This is a genomic window from Nitratidesulfovibrio sp. 1201_IL3209 (assembly GCF_036763125.1).
Classification (GTDB): Bacteria; Desulfobacterota; Desulfovibrionia; order Desulfovibrionales; family Desulfovibrionaceae; genus Cupidesulfovibrio.
Map to the genome: position 1 here is coordinate 29,143 of NZ_JBAIYT010000020.1, position 21,962 is coordinate 51,104.

Annotated in this window: 3 protein-coding genes; all 3 read right to left on the reverse strand. The window is 71.3% G+C overall.

Going from position 1 to position 21,962, the window contains the following annotated elements; translation table 11 throughout:
• Genes V6B97_RS10615 through V6B97_RS10625 form a run of 3 tightly spaced genes read right to left on the reverse strand, consistent with a single transcriptional unit; the run spans position 1 to position 21,801 of the window.
• A complete protein-coding gene (locus V6B97_RS10615) occupies positions 1 to 1,173 on the reverse strand; it encodes a serine hydrolase domain-containing protein (protein ID WP_333506480.1) in 1,173 nt (390 codons plus the stop codon).
• The gene (locus tag V6B97_RS10620) at positions 1,166 to 4,666 is read right to left on the reverse strand and encodes an AMP-binding protein (protein ID WP_333506481.1); all 3,501 of its coding nucleotides are present in this window, start codon (positions 4,664 to 4,666) and stop codon (positions 1,166 to 1,168) included. The genes V6B97_RS10615 and V6B97_RS10620 overlap by 8 nt, the downstream gene beginning before the upstream one ends.
• A complete protein-coding gene (locus V6B97_RS10625; RefSeq protein ID WP_333506482.1) occupies positions 4,663 to 21,801 on the reverse strand; it encodes an amino acid adenylation domain-containing protein in 17,139 nt (5,712 codons plus the stop codon). Before V6B97_RS10625 ends, V6B97_RS10620 begins: the two co-directional genes overlap by 4 nt.
• Between the last annotated feature and the right edge of the window lie 161 nt (positions 21,802 to 21,962).

The window sequence follows — 21,962 nt, forward strand, 5'->3', positions numbered from 1 at the left end:
TCAGTCCCGCAGCGCGTTCAGTATCGCCGCCCCCAGTTCCACGATACCGGTCATGGCCCCCTCGTTGTTCACGCTGATGGCCACGGCGATCCGGGTCCGGCGGTCGTAGAGATATGCCGTTCCGAACCCCGGAAACAGGCCCAGCTTGCCCACCAGCGCCAGCTCAGGATCGCGGAACAGCAGCAGCGAACAGCCGTCCAGTTCACCCAGGCTGAAGGCCCCGCTCCGGTCGGGCTTCAGGGCAACCTGCCCATCCGGCAACCGCAACGGTTCCAGCGCCACGGTATCCAGCACGTCGTTCCGCAGCAGCCGGTCCAGGTTGACCAGCCGCACCACGTCGGCCGGGGCCGCCTGCAGGTTGCCCGTGCCCTTTGCCGTGGTCAGGCTGACCGGCACGGGAAGCCGCAACTCCCCCTTGTCCCCCTTGTCCGCGTTGCCGGGGCCGCCGGCATAGCCGCACGACAGGCGGGGGACGATGGCGGTGTCGTTGCCCGGCAGCAGGGATTTCATGCCCAGCCCTTCGGTGAACGTCTCTCGCACCAACTCCTCGTACGTCCTGCCGGAAACGCGCTCGCAGATGACGGCAAGCATGAGGAACCCGGTGTTGCTGTAGGACTGCCGCGTGCCGGGCCGGAACGCCAGGGGCTGCTTTTCCACCAGGGCCACCAGTTCTTCCGGGGTCCATTGCCGGGCCGGATTGGCGAGCACCTCCGCGAGCCTGAGCATGTCGGCGATGCCGGAGGTGTGTTCCAGCAGGTGGCGCACGGTTATGGCCCCGCCGTCGGGAAAACCGGGGAAAAACCGGTCGATGGTCGTGTCGTAGGACAGCCTGCCTTCCTCGATGAACCGATGGACCAGCGCACCGGTGAACACCTTGGTGACCGACCCGATCTTGAAGCGGGACTGCGTGGTCATGGGGGTGGCGTTCTCGATGCACGCGGCGCCGAAGGCCACCGCCACCGGGTCGTCCCCGCCCTTTTGCAGCACCGCTATGGACAGGCCGGGAACGGCGGGGTCGGCGGCGGCCCTGCCGCCCAGTTCCGTGACGACCCGGCGCATGCGTTCCGCGTCATGGCGGGCATGGGCGCTGCCGCACGCCGCGCACAGCGCCAGAACAAGCGCCAGGACAAGCGCCGGGGCGGGAACGCCACGGGATTCCGGAACGCTACGCATGGCCGAGATACTCCAGGATGTGTCTGGCCACATTGCCCGCAAGGCCGGGGGAAAGCATGCTCTCGTGCGTCCCCTCGGTCCAGCGCAGCGTGATGTTTTCCCGCCGCAGGAAGCGGCTCCAGCCCTGGTATTCGTCATCGGGCACGATCTGCGGATTGCCCGCGAAATCAAGGGCTCGCACCAGCAGCACCCGCAGGTCCGACGGCGTGGGCCGGTCATACCGCGCCGTGGCGATGGCGTTGCCCCAGTAGGTCTGCAACAGGTTGTCCATCTGCACGGCGCTGAACCCGGCGGGCAGCAGCCCGGTGCGCTCGCCGCACTGGACGAGGTAGGACAGCTTTCCCTCGCGCGGGAGCGACCGCAACACGTCCTCGTCGAAGGCCAGGGCGTCCCGCAACAGGATCTTCAGCAGTTCCACGTCGTCCCTGGCCGCGATGCGTCTGGCCCGGCTGTTGTCCGCCACGGAATCCAGCGCCAGCACCGGCCCCGGATCGTTGCCCATGGCCGCGTACCGGCATGCGGCCTCGTAGGCCAGCAGCCCGCCGAAGCTCCACCCGCCGAAGACGATGTCCCTGGTCTCCACCTTCAGGATTTCCCCCAGGTAGTATTCGGCAAGGTCCTCCACCCGGTGCAGTTCGGTGTTCAGCGCCGTCCGTTCCGCCCGGAACCCCGCCGCCTCCACGGCGTAGACCGAGCAGACGCCGCCCAGCATCTCCGCGAGGTGGCTGTAGCAGAACACGCTGCCGCCCACCGGGTGGAACAGGAAAAGGTTCTTTCCCCCCTCGCAATGGCACAGCCGGATCACCGGGCCGTCCTGCGCGCCGCCCTTGCCCGCGATGAACCCGGCCAGCCCCGCGATGGTGGGATGCGTGAACAGTTCGCTGACGGCCACGTGGACGCCCAGTTCCTTTTCCACCATGGCCACGAGGCGGATGGCCATGATGCTGTTGCCGCCCAGGCTGAAGAAGCTGGCGTCGGCATCGGCCACGTCCACGCCCAGCAGGCGTTTCCAGACGGCCGCCAGCTTTTCCTCCACGGCCCCCTCCGGCCTGCGTCCCTCCACGGTCCGCCCGACGGCAAGCGGCGACGGCAGCGCCCTTCTGTCCACCTTGCGGTTGACGGAAAAGGGCAGTTCCACCATGGGCACGTAATGGGCGGGCACGCAGTACGGGGGCAGTTGCCCTTCCAGGTAGACGCGCAGCGCGGCCGCGTCCACGTCGCCCACCACGTAGGCCGCAAGGCTCCGGCCTTCCTGGGCGCTGAAGGTGTCGGCCACCACCGCCACCTGCCGCACCCCCGGAAAACCGGCGATGGCGTTCTCCACCTCGCCGATCTCCACGCGGTTGCCGCGTATCTTCACCTGCTGGTCCTCGCGCCCGGCGTAGTGCAGCAGCCCGTCGCGGGCGTGACCGTAGTCGCCGGTGCGGTAGCAGGGCCGCCCTTCGGCCATGGCGAAGGCCCCCGGACTTTCCCCGTTCAGGTAGCCGCGCGAGACCCCGGCCCCGGCGATCCACAGTTCGCCGGTCACGGAATCCGGCAGCGGGTTGCCGTCCCGGTCGCGGATGGTCACCTCGACCCCCGGCAGCGGCCTGCCGATGGGATAGGCGGAATACGCGGCATGGTTGCCGTGGTCGATGCGGAACGCGCTGCTGTCCACCGTGCATTCCGTGGGACCGTACACGTTGAACAGCACCGCGCCCTCGTTGCCGGGAATGGCGTAGAACTTGCGGATGGCGTCGGGGCGGAGCACCTCGCCCGCCAGCAGCAGCCGCGCCATCGCCAGCGGTTCGCGCCGGGCGTGCAGGTGGTCCACCAGCACGTTGAAGAAGGCCGGGGTCATGTCGCACAGGTCCACCCCGTGCCTGCGCACGCTTTCGCAGAACTGTTCCGGGCTCTTGCGGGCGGCGTCGGACATGACGTGCAACGGCTTGCCGCAGAACAGCGACACCGCCAGTTGCTGGATGGAGGCGTCGAACGACAGCGGGGCCACCAGCGCCGCCTTGCGGCAGCCGTCGGAATACTCCCGCAGCGCCGCGATGATGTGCAGCAGGTTGCGGTGCTCCACCACGACGCCCTTGGGCATCCCGGTGGAACCGCTGGTGTACACGATGTACGCGGCCTGTTCCGGCGCGCAGGCGGGCAGTTGCGGCCGTGGCAGTTCCCGCGCGCAGTCCATGCCGTAAAGGCCGCGCTCCACGGGCGGGGCCGCCCGGTCGGTCCTGCGGTCGGCCCTGCGGACGACCACGTCGTAGCAGTGGACGAAATCCCGGTGCGCCACGCCGCGCCGGGAGACGGAAACCTGTACCCCCACCGGGCTTTCCGCCGCCCATTCGGCAAAGAACCGCTCCGGGACGAACAGTTCCTGCCCGGAGTCCAGCCGCAGCAGCCCGGCGCTCTCGCCGGTGCGCCCGGCGTGTTCCACCAGCGCCGCCCGGAAGGTGTCCCTGCGGTCCAGGTCGCGCACCGCGCCCACGAAGAGCGTGCCGTCGTCGGCCAGCAGCCGCACGGCATGGTCAAGCGCCCGCCGCAGGTAGTTGTAGCCGGGAAAGTTCTCCACCACCCCGTTCAGGCAGACGAGGTCGTATTCCTCTCCGGCCAGGAAGCAGATATCCACGGCCTCCATCTGGTGCACCCGCACCACGGAGGGCGGCCCTAGGCGTCCGGCCCGGTCCAGTTCGTTGCGCGCAAGGTCCACGGCGGTGTACCGCTCCGCCGCACCGGCCAGCGCCGCCGCCACCGCGCCGGAACCGCTGCCCACGTCCAGCACCCGCCTGCGGGGCCTGTCCGCCAGCCCCGTTTCCGCGAGGATGCCGGCCGCCATGCCCTCCAGCACGTCTGCCGGCAGCGGCTGCCCGTCGAACCAGCCTTTCCAGCCCTGGTCGCTGCCCGCATCGGCCACGCCTTCCCAGTAGGCGGTGCTGCCAAGCCCGGTGGATTTTTCCAGAAAGCCGCCGGTGTCCGGCAGGTCGATGCACAGCACGTGCCCGATGCCGGGATTGCGGTAGCGGAAGTATTCGGCCTCGCGCAGGCAGTGGCTGTCGGTGACGATCATCCTGACGGGCCGCAGCATGGCCTCCTGCCGGGCGGGCGAAAGGTCGCGCTCCACCGGCACGTACACCGCGCCCGCCCGCAGCACGCCAAGGGCCGCCGCGAGGTAGTGCGCCCCCCGCCTGCACAGGACGCCCACGGCCGCTTCGGGACCGTAGCCCCGGGCCAGGATGAACCCGACCACGGCCATGGAGAACTCGTCCAGCCCGGCAAAGGTCAGCGACGCGGTGTCGTCGGTCAGGGCCACCGCGCCGGGGTCGCGGTCCACCACCTGGCGGAACAGGGCTTCCAGGGTGGCCGCCCCGTCCGCCCGGTCCACCCCGTCCGCCACGCCGGGTGCGTCCGCACTCCCGCCGTCAACGCTCACGTCTCCGGGCCGGGCGGCGTCCGTGCGCGGGGCCGCCGGGGCGGGCATGTCGAACCTGAAGTCTGCTATCTTCATCATCCATTCCCCCCGGCCGCGCCGTCCAGAAAGCGTTCGTAGTATTCCAGCCAGGTTCCGGCCGTTTCGGCGTCGATGGCCAGCGGGTCATGCTCGAACCGCACCGTGATGGCGTCGCCGCCGCCGGGATCCAGCGCGCGGCACACCAGATCGTACCGCCCCGGCCCGTCGGCGTTCGATCCCGTTTCCGCCGCCCCCCAGGCAAAGGCCATGCGCGGCGCGCCGCCGGGGTCCTCGCCACGCGGCGTCGGCGCTCCCTGCCCGTTGCGTGACAGGTGCGCCTGGGCCAGCGCCAGCAGGTGGTCGAACTCCGTCTCGTCGTCGATGGCGAGCCGCAGCGGTCCGCCCGGCGTCACGTCCACCGCGATGTCCTGCCGCGCCGTGGCCCGGCCGAGCAGCACCGCGTAGGTGGCCAGCATGACCGAGGCCGGGGAGACGCCCTTGCGCTCCGCCAGCCCCCGGATGCCATCGCACAGGCCAACGCCCAGTTCCCGCCGCAGCGTGCCCGTGACGCCCGGCGCTTGCGCCTCCATGTGCGGCGCCGGCGGGGCATGCGCGAAGCCCACCGGTTCGTCGGCGTTGCCCGTGGTCATCAGGTGCAGGATGCGCGTGAGGTCCCGCGCCATCCCTTCGATGTCCTGCGGGCTGAACAGGTCCGCGTAGTATTCCAGCGCGAAGCCGATGGCGTTGCCGGTGTCGCTGGCGAAGATGGACAGGTCGGTCTTGCTGGCGTGCTTGCTGAACCGCAACGGCTCGAACAGCTGGCCGCCCTCCGCCGCGAACTCGAAGTTCATGTAGGACAGGATCACTTCCGACAATGGCGACCGGTCCAGGCACACCGGCGGCTTCAGGTCGGCCAGCAGGTCGCCGAGGATGTAGCCGCGATGGCGCAACGCCTCGTTGCTGGCCGTGCGGGTGTCCCGCAGCAGCGCGCCCAGCGGTTTCCCGCCGTCCACGCGCAGCCGCAGGGGCAGCAGCGAGGCCAGCATGCCCGCCGTGTTCAGGTGCCCGTCGCGGCTGTCCACGGATATGGCGATGACGAAGTCCTCGTCGCCCGTGTACGCGTGGACCAGCAGGCTCCACGCCGCCAGCACCACGTGGTAGTTGGTCGCGCCCTCGCGCCGGGCCAGTTCGCGGATGCCCGCCACCAGTCCGTCCGGCAGTTCGAACTCGTACATGCCGCCCCGGTTGGTCTGCACCAGGGGGCGCGGGTACGCGGCGGGCAGGTCGAGCTTCGGCAGGCCGTCCCCGAACAGCGCCAGCCAGTAGTCCTTGTCCTCGGCATTGGACTGCGTGAACTGGCGCCACGCGAAATCCTTCTGCTGCGCGCGTACCGGCTCCAGCGGCAGCCCGTGGTACAGGCGGTAGAGTTCCGCGTTGAGCAGGGACATGGTCCTGCCGTCGGCCAGCGCGTGGTGGATGTCGTAGAACAGGACGTGCTCCCCGTCGTCCAGCGTCAGCAGGTGGACCCGGAAACCGGGTTCCTTCTTCAGGTCGAAGGGGGTGATCAGGGCGTCCTTGTGCGCGAGGTCCGGCAGGCGCGTCTCTTCCAGCGTGAAGCCCGCGAAGGGGTGGATGACCATGGTGGGGTGCTCGGCCTCGAAGTCGCGGAACGAGGTCCGCAGCACGTCGTGCCGCTGCACCAGCGTGGCGATGGCCTCTTCCAGCCGCCGCCTGTCCAGGTCGCGCGGCAGCTTCAGGAAGGCCGGAAGGTTGAAGCCCAGGTGACCTTCGCTCAGCATGTCCGCGTACAGGATGGCCAGTTGTTCGCGGCCCACGGGATACGTGTCCCGCGCCGGGGCGGGCTGCACGCCCCGCGCCGCCGGTGCCGCCCGCTCGCGCCCGGCCAGCACCCGGTCCACGAAGTCGCCCAGGCTGTCGCTTTCCAGCAGGTCCACCACGCTGGCCTTGATGCCCAGCGCCTGGTCCATGCGGCTGACGATGCGCGTTCCGGCAATGGAATCCCCGCCGAGGTCGAAGAAATCGTCCTCGCGGGTCAGTTCCGCGTCGTAGCCCAGGCAATCGCGGAAGATTTCCAGCAGTTGCGCTTCCAGGCCATCGTCCGTTGCGGCGGTGTTCGCCGGGGCGGCCGGGACGGGCCGCGCAGCGGGAACGTCCTGCGGCTTGGCGGGTCGCCCCGGCTCGCCGCCGTCCGCGCGCTCCGCCCCGGCAAAGGCGGCCAGCGGATGCTCCGCCGCGCCCTCGCCGGGCATGGCCACCACCACAAGGTCCAAACCGCTGGCCAGCGCCGCCGCCAGCACGCCAAGGCCCTGCTCCGGGGCCAGGGTGAACGCGCCCTTGTCCGCCCCGTGGCGCGCGGCCATGCCCACGCCCGACCAGGTGTTCCAGCAGACGGCCAGGGCGGGCAGCCCCATGGACCGGCGGTAGCCCGCGAAGGCGTTCAGGAAGGCGTTGGCCGCCGTGTAGTCGCTCTGCCCCGGCGCGCCCGTGAGGGCGGTGCGCGACGAGGCCAGCACGAAGAAACGCAGATCATCGTTCAACGTTTCGCGGTGCAGGTTCCACGTTCCGGCCACCTTGGGGGCCAGCACCGCCTCGTACGCCTCGCGGCTTCTGGTCAGCAGGTAGCCGTCGCCCGCTACCCCGGCGGCATGGATGACGCCCTGCACGGGACCGACCTCGCGCCGGATGGCGGCGAACGCGGCCGCCACCTGCTCGGCGTCCGTGACGTCGCAGCGGTAGGCGGCGAAGGGAAGGTCCGCCGGGATATGGGCCTTGCGGTGCAGCAGCGCCACGCGGATTCCGCCGGTTTCGGCGATGCTGCGCGCCAGGGTCAGGCCCATGCCGCCCAGCCCGCCGCTGATCACCACGCAGCCCTCCGGGGCAATGGCGGGCAGGGCGGGCGCACTTCCGGGCAAGTCCGTGACGGAAGGCGCGGCCAGCGCACCAAGCCGCCGCACGAGAAGGTGCCCGTCCCCGTCGATGCGGTACGGCCCGTCGATGCGGCCAAGGCTGTCCGCCAATGCCCTCACCGCCGCAGGCTCCGGCGAATCCACATCCACGTGGGCGCAGGAGATGAGCGGTTCCTCCTGATGCAGGCACAGCAGCGGCCCCAGCAGCAGGGCCTGGTCAAGCGCGCCGCCGGAATCCGGCACCGCGTCCCCGCCCACGGAGGTGATACGCAGGGGGTGCCGCAGCCGAGCCCGGCACAATTCCTGAAGCTGGTTGCAGAACGCCCAATGCTCGTCGCCGGGCGACGGCAGGTAGACGATGTGCCGGATATCCCGGTCCAGGACTTCCCCGGCAAGGGCCTGCCGTTCCTCAAGCCGCGCGGGCAGCGCACGCCGCAGGCTGGCGCGCCCGGCCAGCGCGTCGTGCAGGGGGCCGCCGCCCCCGCCCAGCAGCATCAGGCCGCCATTTGCCGTGGGTTCCGCCAATACGACGGGCGGCAGTTCGGCCCGTACCCACTCCACGGCATACAGTTCCAGCTCCGACCGTGCGTCCGGCCCCCCGGCAACGGCGGGCCTGACGGCATCGGCCGCCACGGGCCGGGCTTGCGCCAGGGACAGGAAGGTCAAATCCTCCATCTCCAGCACCACGTTGCCGGAACGATCGGCCACGGTGCAACTGGCCGTGATCACGCCCTGCTGCCGGTCGGTTATGGTCACGTGGGCAAGAGCCTTGGCGGGCATGGCGCGGTACAGGCGCACCGTGCCGCAACTGGCCGGAACGAAACCGGAAACGCCGTGCAGGGCCAGGCTGGCGGCCACGTCGGCCATGGCGGGGTGCCACTTGAAGGTGTGCAGGTCGTGCCGGTATGCGTCCGGCAGGGCCAGTTGCGCCAGCAGCCGGTCGCCCCCATCCGAAATCCACATTCCCTCGCGGCACAGCCAGCGCCCGCTGATGCTCACCAGCGTCTGTTCGCCTTGCGCCTCGAAGGGATGCAGGCCCTCGCGCAGGGCCGCCATGTCCAGTGCGGCGGGGGGCGTAGCGGGAGGTGCTGCGGGGGGCGCGGACTCGCCGCCATCCCGCACCAGGGCGCTGGCCGCCACGCTCCACGCCCCGTCGCGCAGGTGGTGCAGTTCCACAGCGTGCCCGTGGCCGCGCCGCTCCACCAGCAGGGTGGCCCGGCTGTCGCCAGCCATGGTCACCGGCCTGCGCCAGCGCAGGTTTTCGATGCACAGCGGCAGGCGGTCCACAGGCTTGCCCCAATTAACTGCCTTGCCGATGACATCCAGCATGCCCATGCCCACCAGCGTGGGCACGCCGTTCAGGCGGTGCTCCGCCACGGGCCAGAAGTCGGACCGGTCCAGCGCCACGGCAAAGGCGCTGCCGGAAGGCGTGGCCAGCGGGGCGGACAGGAACGGCGTGGCGAAGCGCGGCCACAGCGGGACGCGGGCCAACGGCGTGGCGGGCAGGTGCACTCTGTGCAGGGGGCGGTCTGCGGGCCAGACTGGCCGCTGCCCGGCCAGGAACGCCCGCGCGGCTTCGTCGGCCGCTTCCCGCGTGGCGTGCACGGCGTCCACGGTCCCCGCCGCTCCGGCGGCTCCGCCGCTCGCCTGCCGTGTCTGGCAGGCTGCCGGGGCGATGTCGCCGTCCAGCGCGTCCAGCAGTTCCTGCCGCGTGCGCGCCGCCACCGCGACGCGCACGTCCAGATGGTCGCGCCCCGCCGCCAGCGTGGCGGCAATGGCGTGCAGGGGCCAGCGGGCGTTGCGGGCCACCGCGTCCCGCACGCTGCGGCAGTAAGCGCGCAGGTCGGCCTCGCCCTGGGCGGAAAACGGCACGCAGTACCATGCGCCGTCACCGTCCTGCGCGGATGGTCCGGCGGACGGCGCGGATGGCAGGGAAGTTCCGTGCGCGTCCACCGTGTGCTCGGCCAGAATCACATGGGTGTTCACCCCGCTGAGGCCGAAGGAACTCACCCCGCACCGCCACGGCCGGTGCGCTTCGGGCAGCGCTTCCAGCGTTTGCGCCACCCGCACGGGGGCGGCGTCGAAGTCGATGTGCGGGTTGGGCCGTTCGAAGTGCGGCTGCGGCGCCACCATGCCCTTTTCCAGGCACAGCACGGCCTTGGCCAGCCCCACGGCGCCGGCGGCGGCGTCCAGATGCCCCAGGTTGCCCTTTACCGAACCGATGGGAATCTTCCCGTGCGGCTGCGCCCCCTCGCGGGCGAAGGCACGGGTCAGGCCCTCGATCTCCACCGGGTCGCCGAGCACGGTGGCCGTGCCGTGCGCCTCGAAGAAGCTGATGTCCTCCAGCGCCACGGACGCCCCCCGCGCCGCCAGCGCCACGACCTCGGCCTGCGCGTCGGGGTTGGGCGCGGCCATGCTGGACGACCGGCCGTCCTGATTCACCGCGCTGCCCGCGATGACGGCATGGATGGCGTCGTTGTCGCGCAACGCCTCGTCCAGCAGCTTGAGCACGAACACCGCCGCGCCCTCGCCCGCGCCCACGCCGTCGGCCGCCGCGTCGAAGGTGCGCGTCAGGCCGGAGGACGCCTCGATGGTGAACGCCCGGTCGGCCTTGACCGGCAGGTCGATGAGGTGCACCCCGCCCGCCAGCGCCACGCAGCTTTCGCCCGCGCGCAGGCTGCGGCAGGCGTCGTGCACGGCCTTGAGCACCGAGGAGCAGGCCGTGTCGACGGTGGCCGCCGGGCCGTTCCAGTCCTTCAGGTAGCTGAGGCGCGCCACCACGTTGGAGGGCACGTTCAGCAGGTAGATCTGCTCCGCCTGGTCGGGAAAGGCCCTGGTCACCGCGTCCTGGAACAGCCGGTACGGGCTGGCCCCCACGAAGGTGCCCACGTTGCGCCCTTCCAGCGCCGTGCCGCCGTAGCCCGCGTCATCCAGCGCCCGCATGGCCGTTTCGAGGAACACCCGCTGCCGGGGGTCCAGCAAGGCCGCGTCGCCGGGGGCAAGGCCGAACCGCTTGTGATCGAAGGAGGAAACGTCGGAAAGGTATGCGGCCTCGCGCAGCCGGGCCTCGTCGAAGGGAAAGCCCACGGCCTCGAACACCTGCCGCACCTCGTGCCGCCGCGCTTCCGGCAGCGGCACGTTCAGGTCCGCCCCCCTGGCCAGGTCCTGCCAGAACCGTTCGGTGTCCGCGTGGTCGCCAAGGCGCACGGCCATGCCGATGATGGCCACCGGGGCATCGGGCGCGGCCGTGGCCTCGCGGCGGACCGCCACGCCGCGCGCCTGGTCGATGCACGCAGCCTGCGCCCGGATGGTGCTTTCCGAGAACAGTCCGGCCAGCGTGAACACGCCCGGCCAGCGCTTGTCCAGCAGCCCGTGCAACTGGAGCAGCAGCAGGGAATTGCCCCCGGCCTCGAAAAAGCCGAGGTCCGCGTCCCGCACGTCCACTTCCGGCATGGCCTGCCGCCACAGGGCGCGCACCTCGTCCAGCAGCGAGGATGCTTCCGGATTTTCGACGCTGCGCGCGGGGGGCAGCAGCGGCGCGCCCGCCAGCCGTCCCCGGTCCGCCTTGCCGGACGGGGTCAGCGGAATGTCGTCCACGGTGTGGAACAGTGCCGGGCACATGTACTCGGGCAGGATGTCCGCCAGCGCGGCCCGGATGTGGCGGAGCGACAGGGCCGCTCCGGCGTGCGGCAGCAGGAAGGCTTCCAGCGCGTCGTACCCGCCGATGCGGCAGGCGCGCGCCACCGCCTGCGAAACGCCGGGGCAGCGGGCCAGCGCGGCCTCCACCTCGCCCAGTTCGATGCGGTGCCCGCGAATCTTGACCTGGTCGTCGTTGCGGCCAAGGTATTCCATGTTGCCGTCGGGCAGCCACCGGCCAAGGTCGCCGGTGCGGTACATGCGCCCGCCGGGGACGGACGGGTCCGCCACGAAGCGGCTCTCCGTCAGGTCCGGCCGGTTCACGTAGCCCCGCGCCACCTGCACGCCGCTGATCCATATCTCTCCGGCCACGCCGGGCGGCACCGGACGCATCCGGGCGTCCAGCACGTGCAGCCCGGTGTTGGCCACGGGCCTGCCGATGGGCACCGCGTGGGGGGGCGTTTCCGCGCACGGGTACCACGAGACGTCGATGGTGGCTTCCGTGGGGCCGTACAGGTTGTGCAACTTGCCGGGCAGCAGCGCGTTGAACCGGCTCACGAGTTCGCGGGAAAGCGCCTCTCCGCTGGTGAACACGTGGCGCAGGGTCGAAATCCTGGACGTTTCGTCCGGAACGGCTTCCAGGTAGTCCAGAAACGCCCGCAGCATGGACGGCACGAAGTGCAGCACCGTGACCTTGCGCGCGTGGATGGCCTCCACGATGCGGGCCGGGTCCTTCTCCCCTTCCGGTTCCAGCAGCGCAAGCCCGGCCCCGCACCACGACCACCAGAAGAGTTCCCAGACGGACACGTCGAACGACACGGTGGTCTTCTGCAACACCACGTCGCCCGGCCCGATGGGAAAGCGCGACTGCATCCACAGCAGGCGGTTGCACAGGCTGCGGTGCTCCGTCTGCACGCCCTTGGGCCGTCCGGTGGAGCCGGAGGTGAAGATGACGTAGGCCAGGGAATCCGGTGCGATGCCGGTCCGCTCCGCCGCCCCGGCGGGCGGCAGCCCGCGCGTGTCCGGCGTGAACGTGTCTGGCGCGAACGTGTCCGGGGCGAGCATGTCCGGCGCGAGCACGCGCCCGCCGCACCCGTCGAACGCGGACGCGAAGCGGGGGTCGCAGAGGACCACGGGCGTTCCGAGGTCTTCGAACATGGCGCGCAGGCGCGCTTCGGGCAGGCCCGGCGCAACGGGCACGTAGACGGCCCCCGCGCGCAGCACCGCGAAGACGCAGACCATCATTTCCAGCGATCGTTCGAAGCAGACGCAGGCGTGGTCGCCCGGCGACACCCCCTGCCCGGCCAGCCAGGCGGCCATGGCCGCGACCCTGGCGTCGAATTCCGCATAGGTGCAGGGCCGCCCGGCGGGGTCGATGACGGCCACATGGCCGGGTGTGCGCGCCAGCTGTTCGCGGAACAGGCCGTCCGCGTCCCGTTCGATGTCGAAGGCTTCCGCCGTGTCGTTGAAGCGGCGCAGCAGCTCCCGTTCGCGCTCCGGCATCAGGTCCAGCGCGTGCAGGGGGACGCTTCGGGGCGTGCCGTCGCGGCGCAGCACGGCGTCCAGCAGGGTGGACAGGCGTTCGCACAGGTTGCGCGCGGTCGCGGCGGTGAACAGGTCCGTCCGGTATTCCAGGTGCACCTCGTAGGCATCGGGCTCCGTCTCGCGGAAATAGAAGCTGAGGTCGAACTTGCTGTGGCGGTGCGGCAGCGGCAGGGGCCGCATGCACAAGGGTTCCCGCCCGAAATCGTGCCAGGCGGCGTCTTCCAGCGCCACGAACACGTCGAACAACGGATTGCGCGAGGTGTCCCGCTCCACGCCCAGCGCGTCCACCAGCCTTTCGAAGGGGCAGGACTGGGTGGCCAGGGCGCGCCGGAACGCCGCGTCCGCGGTGCGGACCAGTTCGTCGAAGTCCCCGTCCGGCCGCAACGGCATGCGGATGGCCAGGGTGTTGACGAACAGGCCGATCAGGTCCTGGGTCTGCTCCAGTTCCCGGTTGGCGGCGGGGCAGCCCACGACCAGGTCGTCCTGCCCGGTGTGCCGGTGCAGGAAGGTCCCCACCAGCGCCAGCAGCACCGGGAACAGCGACACGCCCGCGTCGCGGGCGCGGGCCTTCAGCGCGCGGCCGCGCGCCGCGTCCAGCCGGAACACCTCCACGCCGCCCGCAAGCCCCTGCACTGCGGGCCGGGGAAAATCCAGCGGCAGGCGCAGCCGTTCCGGCAGGGGCAGCAGCGCGGCCTTCAGTTCATCCAGCCCTTGCGGTTCCCGCCCCCGCTCCCACGCCACGTGGCTGAGGTAGTCCGTTTCCAGCGGCGGCCATGCGGGCCGGGACCCGCGCAGCACCGCCGCATAGGCTTCGTTCAGTTCCCGCAGCAGGATTTCCGACGACCAGCCGTCGAACACGATGTGGTGCACGCTGCACAGCAGCACGCAGCCGGATGCTCCTTCGCGGAACAGCGTCGCCCGCACCAGCGGCCTGTCGAACCCGAAGTCCATGGGGGCCGGTTCCAGGTCCTGTTCCGCGCAGACCCCGTCCCGCAGTTCCAGCCTCAGGCCGCCGGGCGGCGCCAGCCGCTGTTCCGGCGCATCGGCGGAAACGCGCAGCCGCAACGCGTCGTGGCGGCCTTCCAGCAGCAGCAGGGCCTGTTGCAGCGCGTCCGCGTCCACGTCGCCGGGCAGCCGCGCCGCGAACGGAATCTGGTAGATCCGCCCGTCCTCGTGCAGCCGTTGCAGGAACCAGATGCGCTGCTGGGCCGGGGACAGGGGGTGCACCCCTTCCGGGGCCACGCGCGGAATGCGCGCCGCGTGGTCCGGAGGCGTCCCGCCGTGCGCAAGAGCCCGGATGCGCGCCGCCAGTTGCCGGGGGCTGGGGTGGGACAGGATGTCGTCGATGCCCGCCTGCACGGCCAGCCGCCTGCCCAGCAGGGCCATGACGCGCATGGCCGACAGGCTGTGGCCGCCCAGCAGGAAGAAGTCCGCGTCGGGCGCCACCGGGGAACGCCCCAGGGCTTCCGCGTAGATGTCCCGGATGGCGTCGTCCAGGCCGTCGTCCAGCCCGTTATCTGGCCCGTCATCTGGCCCGTCGTCCGGGTGCGGGCGGGACGGCGCGGCTGCCTGTTCCCGCGCCTGTCCGTGCGGCGCGGGCGCGAAGGCCGCCCGTTCGGTGTCCTCCGACTCCGCGCCCGCCGGGACGGACTCTCCGGAAACGGGCACGGCGGCCACCGCCGCTTCCAGGGTCCGGCAGGCAATATCCCCGTCCCTGCCCACGGCGCGCAGGGCGGCGTGCAGCCTGTCCCGCAGGTTTTCCACGTCGGCCCGATCCAGCACGGCGGGGTCGTACAGAAAGCGGAAGCGCAGTTCCACGCCGGGAATCACGGTGATGCCTAGGGGGTAGGGAATCTTCTCGTAGCCCCGCACGTCCAGCAGGCGCAGGCCGGACCCGCCGAAGGACACGTCGGCCGGATAGTTCTCGAAGACCATCAGGTGGTCCAGCAGGTCGCGGCCCATGGCGGCAAGGGGCAGGTACCCGTGGTGCATCTGCCCCAGCCCCTGCTCGCGCAGGTCGGCCAGCAGGGTGGCGATGCCGTCGGATTCGCCCCAGCGCGCCCGCAGAGGCAACGTGCGGATGAACAGGCCCACGGCCCGGTCCATGCCGTCCACTTCCGCGGGCCTGCCGGAGGTGACCACGCCGAACACCACGTCGCGGCGGTGGCCGTTGCGCACGCCCAGCACCACGGCCCACAGCGCCTGCGTCAGCGCCGACAGGGTCACCGCGTGCGACGCGGCGGCCTGCCGCAGGGCGTCGCCGAGCGGGCCGTCCAGCGTCAGTTCCACCGTTTCGGGCTCGCCGCCGGACGGCGGCGGGGCGGCGGAACGCGCGTTCGGGGCGGGGGCCACCCCGGCCAGCGGGCCATACCCGTCCAGCAGCGCGGCCCAGTATTCCCGCGCCGCCTCCTCGTCGAAGTCCGCCTGCCACCGTTCGTACTCCGGCAGCGGGAAGGGCGCGGGCAGCGGCTCGCCCGGACGCCCGGAAAGATCGCGGCAAGTATCGAACAGTTCCCGCAGCAGCACGCCGATGCACCAGCCGTCCATGAGCAGGTGGTGGAAGCACCAGCTCATGACCAGGGTGCGTGCGTCCAGCCGGAAGAACTGCGCGTGCAGCAGCGGCCCCCGCGCAAGGTCGAACGCCCTGCCCCGCCGCTCGCGCAGCAGCGCGTCGGCCTCGGTCCGGGCGGCGTCCGGGGGCAGGGGCGACAGGTCGTGGTATTCCGTGCCGGTGCGGGCGCGGCGCAGGGCCACGCGGTGGAATTCCCCGTGGTGCGGCATGGGAAACAGCGAGCGCAGGCTTTCGTGCCGGTCCACCACGCGGTTCCATGCGGCCATGAGCCGGAATTCGTCCATCTCGCCGCCGAAGTGGAACTCCACCTGCTGGGTGTACACGCCGTGGCCCGAGGCAAGGTGCTGGTACAGCATGGGCTCGTGGCCGGGGTCCGGGCGCGCGATGCGCTCGACATCCTCTTCCGCGCAGCCGCAAGCGGCCAGGATGGCGGCGCGGGTTTCGGCATCGACGGACGGGCTGTACGCCGGAAGCGTCCGCAGCGCGGCGGCCCAGCCTTCCAGCAGGGCGGCGGCCCATTCCGGGGCCAGCACCTGCGGGCTGAACCACGCCAGCAGATGCAGTTCGCCGTCGGCGTCGAACCATGCGGAAAGGTCCAGCGGGGCGTCCGGCCGGTAGTGCGGGTGCAGCAGGCCGGGCACCTCGCCGGGGGCCGCCAGCCACGGCAGGGGCGTGATACCGCCCTCTCCGGCATCGCCCGCCGCGCCCAGGTAGTTGAAGCCGATCTGGGCGGCGTACCCGAACCGATGCGGGTCGGCGCGGCGCAGGTAGCCGTAGGCGTTGCAGTTGCGGGGGGTGAAGGCGTCGCGCAGCCACGGCAGCAGATGGCGGCGGGCCTGCGCGCCGGTGGCGGCGGGCGTCAGCGGCAGGGGGCAGACGGCGGTGAACCAGCCAAGGCTGCGGCTGGGGTCGCAGCCGGGGGCCACGTTGTCGCGGCCGTGGCTTTCCAGGGTGACGAACACGGTGGCGCGCTGCCCCTGCCCGTGCAGCGCGGCGGCAAGCGCGGCCAGCAGGTCCGCCGGAACGGACCGGGTGTATCCGGGGCGGAAGCCGCGCACGCTGGCGCGGGCCGTGACGCGTTCGGCGGCGATGTCCGCGCCGCCCGCTTGCAGAGCGTCATCGAGAACGATGGGAACGCCATCCTTTCGCAGGGCATCAAGCGGCGCGGCGGGCGTGCCGCACACGCCCTGCCAGAATTCGCGGTCTTCGGCGGTGGGAAACACGCCCTCCTCCACCAGCCGTTCCATGGCCGCCGAGCGGACGGCAGGGCCGCAGCCCTCGCCCGCGTGCGCGCCGTCCGCCCCGGCGACGAAGGCCCTCAGGTCGCGCAGCAGGATGTCCAGCGAGACGGCGTCCAGCACCAGATGGTGCCCCACCAGCGCCAGCAGCCGCGCCCCGCCGCAGTCCGCCAGCCCCGCACCGAGGGTGTGCCCCGTTTGCGGGTCCAGCCCGGCCGTGACCTCCCGGACCATGTGGCGCAGGGCGTCCGCGTGGCTGGCGCCTGGCGGCATGTCGAAACGCCGCAACGCCACGAGCCGGGGGACCGCCAGCACTTCCGCCCCGCGCGGGGTGAAGGCCAGCCGCAGGGCTTCGTACCTGCCGGGGAGGCTTTCCAGCCACGCCTGCACCGTCTCCGGCGCGATGGACGGGGCCAGTTCCAGCGGCAGCAGCATGTGGAACGAGGTCCAGTGGTCGGGGTGGTCCCGCAGCAGGGCCTGCTGGACGGGCAGCAGGGGCGCTGTCTGCCCCGCCGCCAGCGGGGGATGGACCGGATGGCCGCTGGCCCCGGCGCCATCGGCATCGCCCCGCGCGCCCGCCAGGCCGGAGTCCGCCCGTTCGGCATCCGCCTCATCCAGCAGCGCGCACAGGTCGGAAAAATGGGGGGTGCGCAGGAAATCGGGCGCGGACAGGGCCGTCACGCCGCTTCGGTGCAGCATGCCCGTGAGCTGGATGGCCTTGATGGAATCGCCGCCCGCGCGGAAGAAATCGGCCGAGTCCCCTGCTTCGGCGTGCAGTATCGAGGCCCAGGCCCGCGCCAGCGCTTCGCGGGGGGCGGACGGTGCGGGCCGGTCGGCGGCCGTGGCGGCCATGGCTACCGTGGTATTGGGCGCGGTGGCCCGTGGCGCGGCGTCGCCCGCTTGCAGAGCGTCAGGGGACACATCAGGGGACACGTCAAGGGACACGTCAGGGGACACGACCGGGGGCGCGGCAAGGGCGAAGGCGGCCGTGCCCGTGGCGTCCGCCATGCCGCCACCGCCCAGCGCGGACGCCATGTCCCGCAGCAGCGCCGCGAGCAATGCCGCGCCGTCGTGGATGAAGCCCGCGTCGTGTTCCAGGATGATCCGTGGCTCCTCCCCGGTGACCAGCGTGAAGCTGCCCGCCAACTTGCTGGCCCGCAGTTGCAGGGGCATCCGCCGCACCGTCAGACCCGGCCCATCGAAAGGCTCCGCGTGGACGTGGGTGGCCAGGAAGTCGGGCACCGCCGGGATGTCGCAGTAGCGGCCGTGCGCCACGGCCTCGCGCAGTTGGCGCGCCGTGGCCCGTGCCTCCTCCTCCGTCCTCGCCGCCGGGGACGGCGCGAGCCGCAGGGGCACGGTGTTGACGAAGAATCCCGCCGTGCGGAACTCCTCCTGCGTCTCGCGCAGGCCCACGGGCACGGCCACCAGCATTTCCGGCCTGTCGCAGGTCCGGCACAGGAAGCGCGCCAGCAGCGTGACGAAGCAGGTCAGTTCCGTGGCGCCCGACCGCCCGGCCAGCCGGTCCAGCCCTTCGGCCAGCGCTGGCGGCAGGCCGATCTCGGCCATGGCCCCGATGCGCGCGATGGACGTGGACACCGGCGGAACCGGCGGGGTCAGCACCGCCCGCCAGTACGCCGCATCGTCCCGGCAGGCATCCGAACGCAGGTATTCCGCCTCCCTGTGGCAGAACCGCGCCTGCACGGCCAGCGTTCCCCTTTCCGGCTGCCCGCCGCGCAGGTATTCCAGCGCGTTGCGCAGCACGATGTCCAGGGTTTCGCCGTCACCCGCGATGTGGTGCACCACCACCAGCACCTGCAACCGGTCCCCGATCCGGGCCACGGCCATGCGCGCCGGGGCCTCGCGCCGCAGGTCGAAGGGGGTGTGGATCTGCCCGTCAAGGAACGCCATGGCCGCCGCATCGTCCGCGAACGCCTCCTCCCGCACGGGAATGGCCCCGCCGCCATCCAGCAGATGCGGGGCGTCGATGTCGCCCCCGACAAGGCTGCGAAGCAATTCCTGATCCCCCAGTGCCCGGCGCAGCGCATCGGTGAAGGGCCGCGCGTTCTCCCCGCGCACCTCCAGCAGAAGGGGCATGTTGTAGTCCACCGTGCCGTGGTTGGCCTGCTGGTACGCCCAGATCCGGTACTGGGCGCGGCTGAGGGGCACCGTGGCCGATGGCGGCGGCGCGGCCTGCTCCCCCCGTTGGCGCAACACCTCCTCGACGTCGAAGAGGGTCTCGCAGGCGACGAAGTCGCGGAAGGCCACATCCACCCCGAAGACCTTGCGGATTTCCCGCAGCAGCAGCATGCCCTTCAGGCTGTTGCCGCCCTGGTCAAAAAAGTTGGCCTCCGGGTCGTACGGGCCGCCCATGGTCCGCCGGCAGGCATCCAGCAGCCGCCCGTCCACGGGGCGTTCGCGGTGCCGGGCCTGCGCGGGGGCCTCGGCCATGCGGCGCAGCGCGTTGCGGTCCACCTTGCCCGTGGGGGTCACCGGCATGGCGTCCAGCACCCGCCAGATGGACGGCACCATGTACGGGGGCAGGTTGCCCCGGCTCCAGCGGGCCACGGCCTCTTGCGTCGCATCCGGGTGCAGCATCACGAACGCCGCCAGTTCGGTCTGCCCGTCGCCGTCCTTGACCGCCAGGACGGATGCCTGGCGCACGCCCTCGCAGCGCTCCAGCAGAAAGGCCACCTCGCCCGGCTCCACCCGGTTGCCCCGCACCTTCACCTGGTCGTCGGCACGCCCCACCAGCAGTATTTCGCCCGTTTCGGACCACAGGGCCAGGTCGCCGGTGGCATAGGCCACGCCCCCGTCCCCACCGGGCAGAAGGCCCGGCGGATGGCCGGGCAGATGGCGGAAACGCCGCCCGGTCAGTTCCGGGTTGCCGTGGTAGCCAAGGGCCACGCTGGCCCCGCCCACCCACAGTTCGCCCACCATGCCCGCGGGCCGGGGCCGCAGCCCGGAGTCCAGGATGTACGCGGCGGCGTTGGGAACGGGCCGTCCGGAACTGATGGGCAGGGATTCGTCGGGCGCCACGCGCTTCATGGAGGCGCACACGCAGGTCTCGGTGGGGCCGTAGGCGTTGAAATAGCGCAGCATGCCCGCATAGTGCAGCGCGTCGGCGGCCACGGGCGGCTCCCCTGCCGTTATCAGCACGCGCAGGCCGGGGAACGGCTCGCCGTCGAACAGGCGCAGGTAGGACGGCGGAAAGGTGGTGACGGTCACCCCGTTGTCCGCCATGTACCCCTTCAGGTCCCACGGCGCGTTGCGGTACGCGTCGCTGACCGGGTACAGGCAGGCCCCGGCGTACAGGGCCATGAACATTTCGGAAAGGGATGCGTCGAACACGGGCGGCGCGAATTGCAGCACGCGGTCGTCCGGCCCCACGCCGAATATCTCTATCTGCCCCAGGATCATGTTCACGAAGCCGCCGTGCGGGGCCAGCACGCCCTTGGGCCTGCCCGTGGAGCCTGACGTGTAGATCAGGTAGGCCCCGTCGCGCGGGTCCGGTTCCGTGCCCCGCGCCGCCGGGCAGTCTTCCGGCGGGGCCGCGAGGTGCGCGTCGCCGTCCGCGTCCAGCGTCAGCGCGGCCCCCGCGTCGGCCATGATGAAGGCGATGCGCTCCGCCGGGGCGTCCGGGTCCACGGGCAGGTACACCGCGCCAAGGCGCTGTATGCCCAGGACGATTTCCGGCAGGCGCAGCGTGCGCCGGGCCAGCACGGCCACCACGTCGCCCTTGCCCACCCCCTGCCCGGCCAGCCAGGCGGCGCAGCGCAGCGAGTTTTCGCGCAGTTGCGCGTACGTCAGCGCCGCCCCGTGCCCGTCGCGCACGGCGTCGCGCCCCGCGAACTCCCGCGCCTTCTCGTCGAACAGGCCGGGCATGGACCGCACGGGGTACGGCCGCTCGTCACCGCGCTGCCAGGCGCGCAGTTCGCGCGCCTCCTCCTCCAGCAGGTAGTCGAGCTGCGGCAGGTCCGCGCCGGAGGCCAACTGGCCCACCAGATGTTCCACGCGCCGCACGTACCGGTCCACGTCCCGCTCGCTGAGGTGGTTGCGGCAACTGCGCACCGTCAGGGAAAGCCGCCGGGTGTGGCATTCCTCCATGACCAGCGCGCCGAACAGGACCGGCTCGTGCACGCTGTGGTGCTGCACGGCTTCGCATATGCGAAAATCCGGCGAGCCTTCCGGGGCGTTGGGCAGGTAGTTGATGAACGTGTCGGCGATGTGGGCCAGGTTCTTGTGGCCCAAGTTGCGCATGGCCAGCTGGAACGGCGTGCGGGCGCGCCGGAAGAACGCGGCGCTCTGTGCGCCCGCGTCGGCCAGCAGCGAGGCGAACGTCTCGTGCCGGCGCATGTCCAGCCAGGTGGGGGGCATGCAGATGTGCGCCCCCTGCCGCTTGCGGAACGCCTTGCGCTCGCCGAAGGCCAGGGGCGTCTGCACCACGATGTCCTTCTCGTCGCACATGTACGAAAGGACCAGCGCGTGCAGCGCCGTGAACAGCCCGGCGGGGCTCACGCCGTATCTGGCCTGCAACTCCCCGGCCTGGCGAGAGGTCTCCTCCGACAGCAGGTACTTCCTGTACCGCGTGTTCCCCAGCACGTCGGGGCGGCCCGGCAGCGCCCGGAAGATGCGCTTTTCGGGCAGCCGTTCCAGGTGCCGTTCCCAGAACTCCATGTCCTTGGCGAAACGGGGCGAGGCGGCGTGCTCCGCATCGGCGCGGTATTCCTCGCTGCACGGGCACCGGTCATACGGCCCCGGCGTGCGGCCCTGCGCAAGCTCGGTGTACACCTCGGCCACGAACGCGGTGTGGTAGAAGAAGCCCAGGCCATCGAGGACAAGGTGCGAACTCTTGACCAGGTACAGGCTTTCCGCCTCTCCCGTGCGCAGCAGTGCATAGCGCATGAGAGGGTTGTCCACGGGCTCCTCGAAAAAGGCGTCCGCGTAGTCCCCGGCGGCCTGTTCCGGATCCGCGGCGTCGCGCAGGTCCAGAAAGCGGAAATCCACGTTCTCCGCCCCGCCGACGATGAAATGCGGCTCGTCGCCGTCCGTGCCGTCCTCGCACAGCGTGGCGCCCGGCAGGGGGGTGTGCCGCAGCACGATGCGGATGGCCTCGCGCAGCCGTTCCGGGCAGACGGCATTGGCGATGGGAAAACTGCCCCGGATGGACACTTCCGCATACTCCGACAGTGATGTCCGACAAGCCAGCCAGAGTTCCTTCTGGCAACCGGTAAGCGGAACGATCTCTACCAGCCCGTCATCCATCACGGTGTCTTTCATGAACAACCTCTCTATGATGCGAGAACTACCCCACCTCCCAACTTGTTGGCAAGGTTAACCTATCACTTTGGGCTGTACCTGCCCCCACCTATGATGTATCCATACGGCGATACGAAAAGGTGAATGCTCACGGGAGGAAGCCCCACCGGCAGGAGCATGCG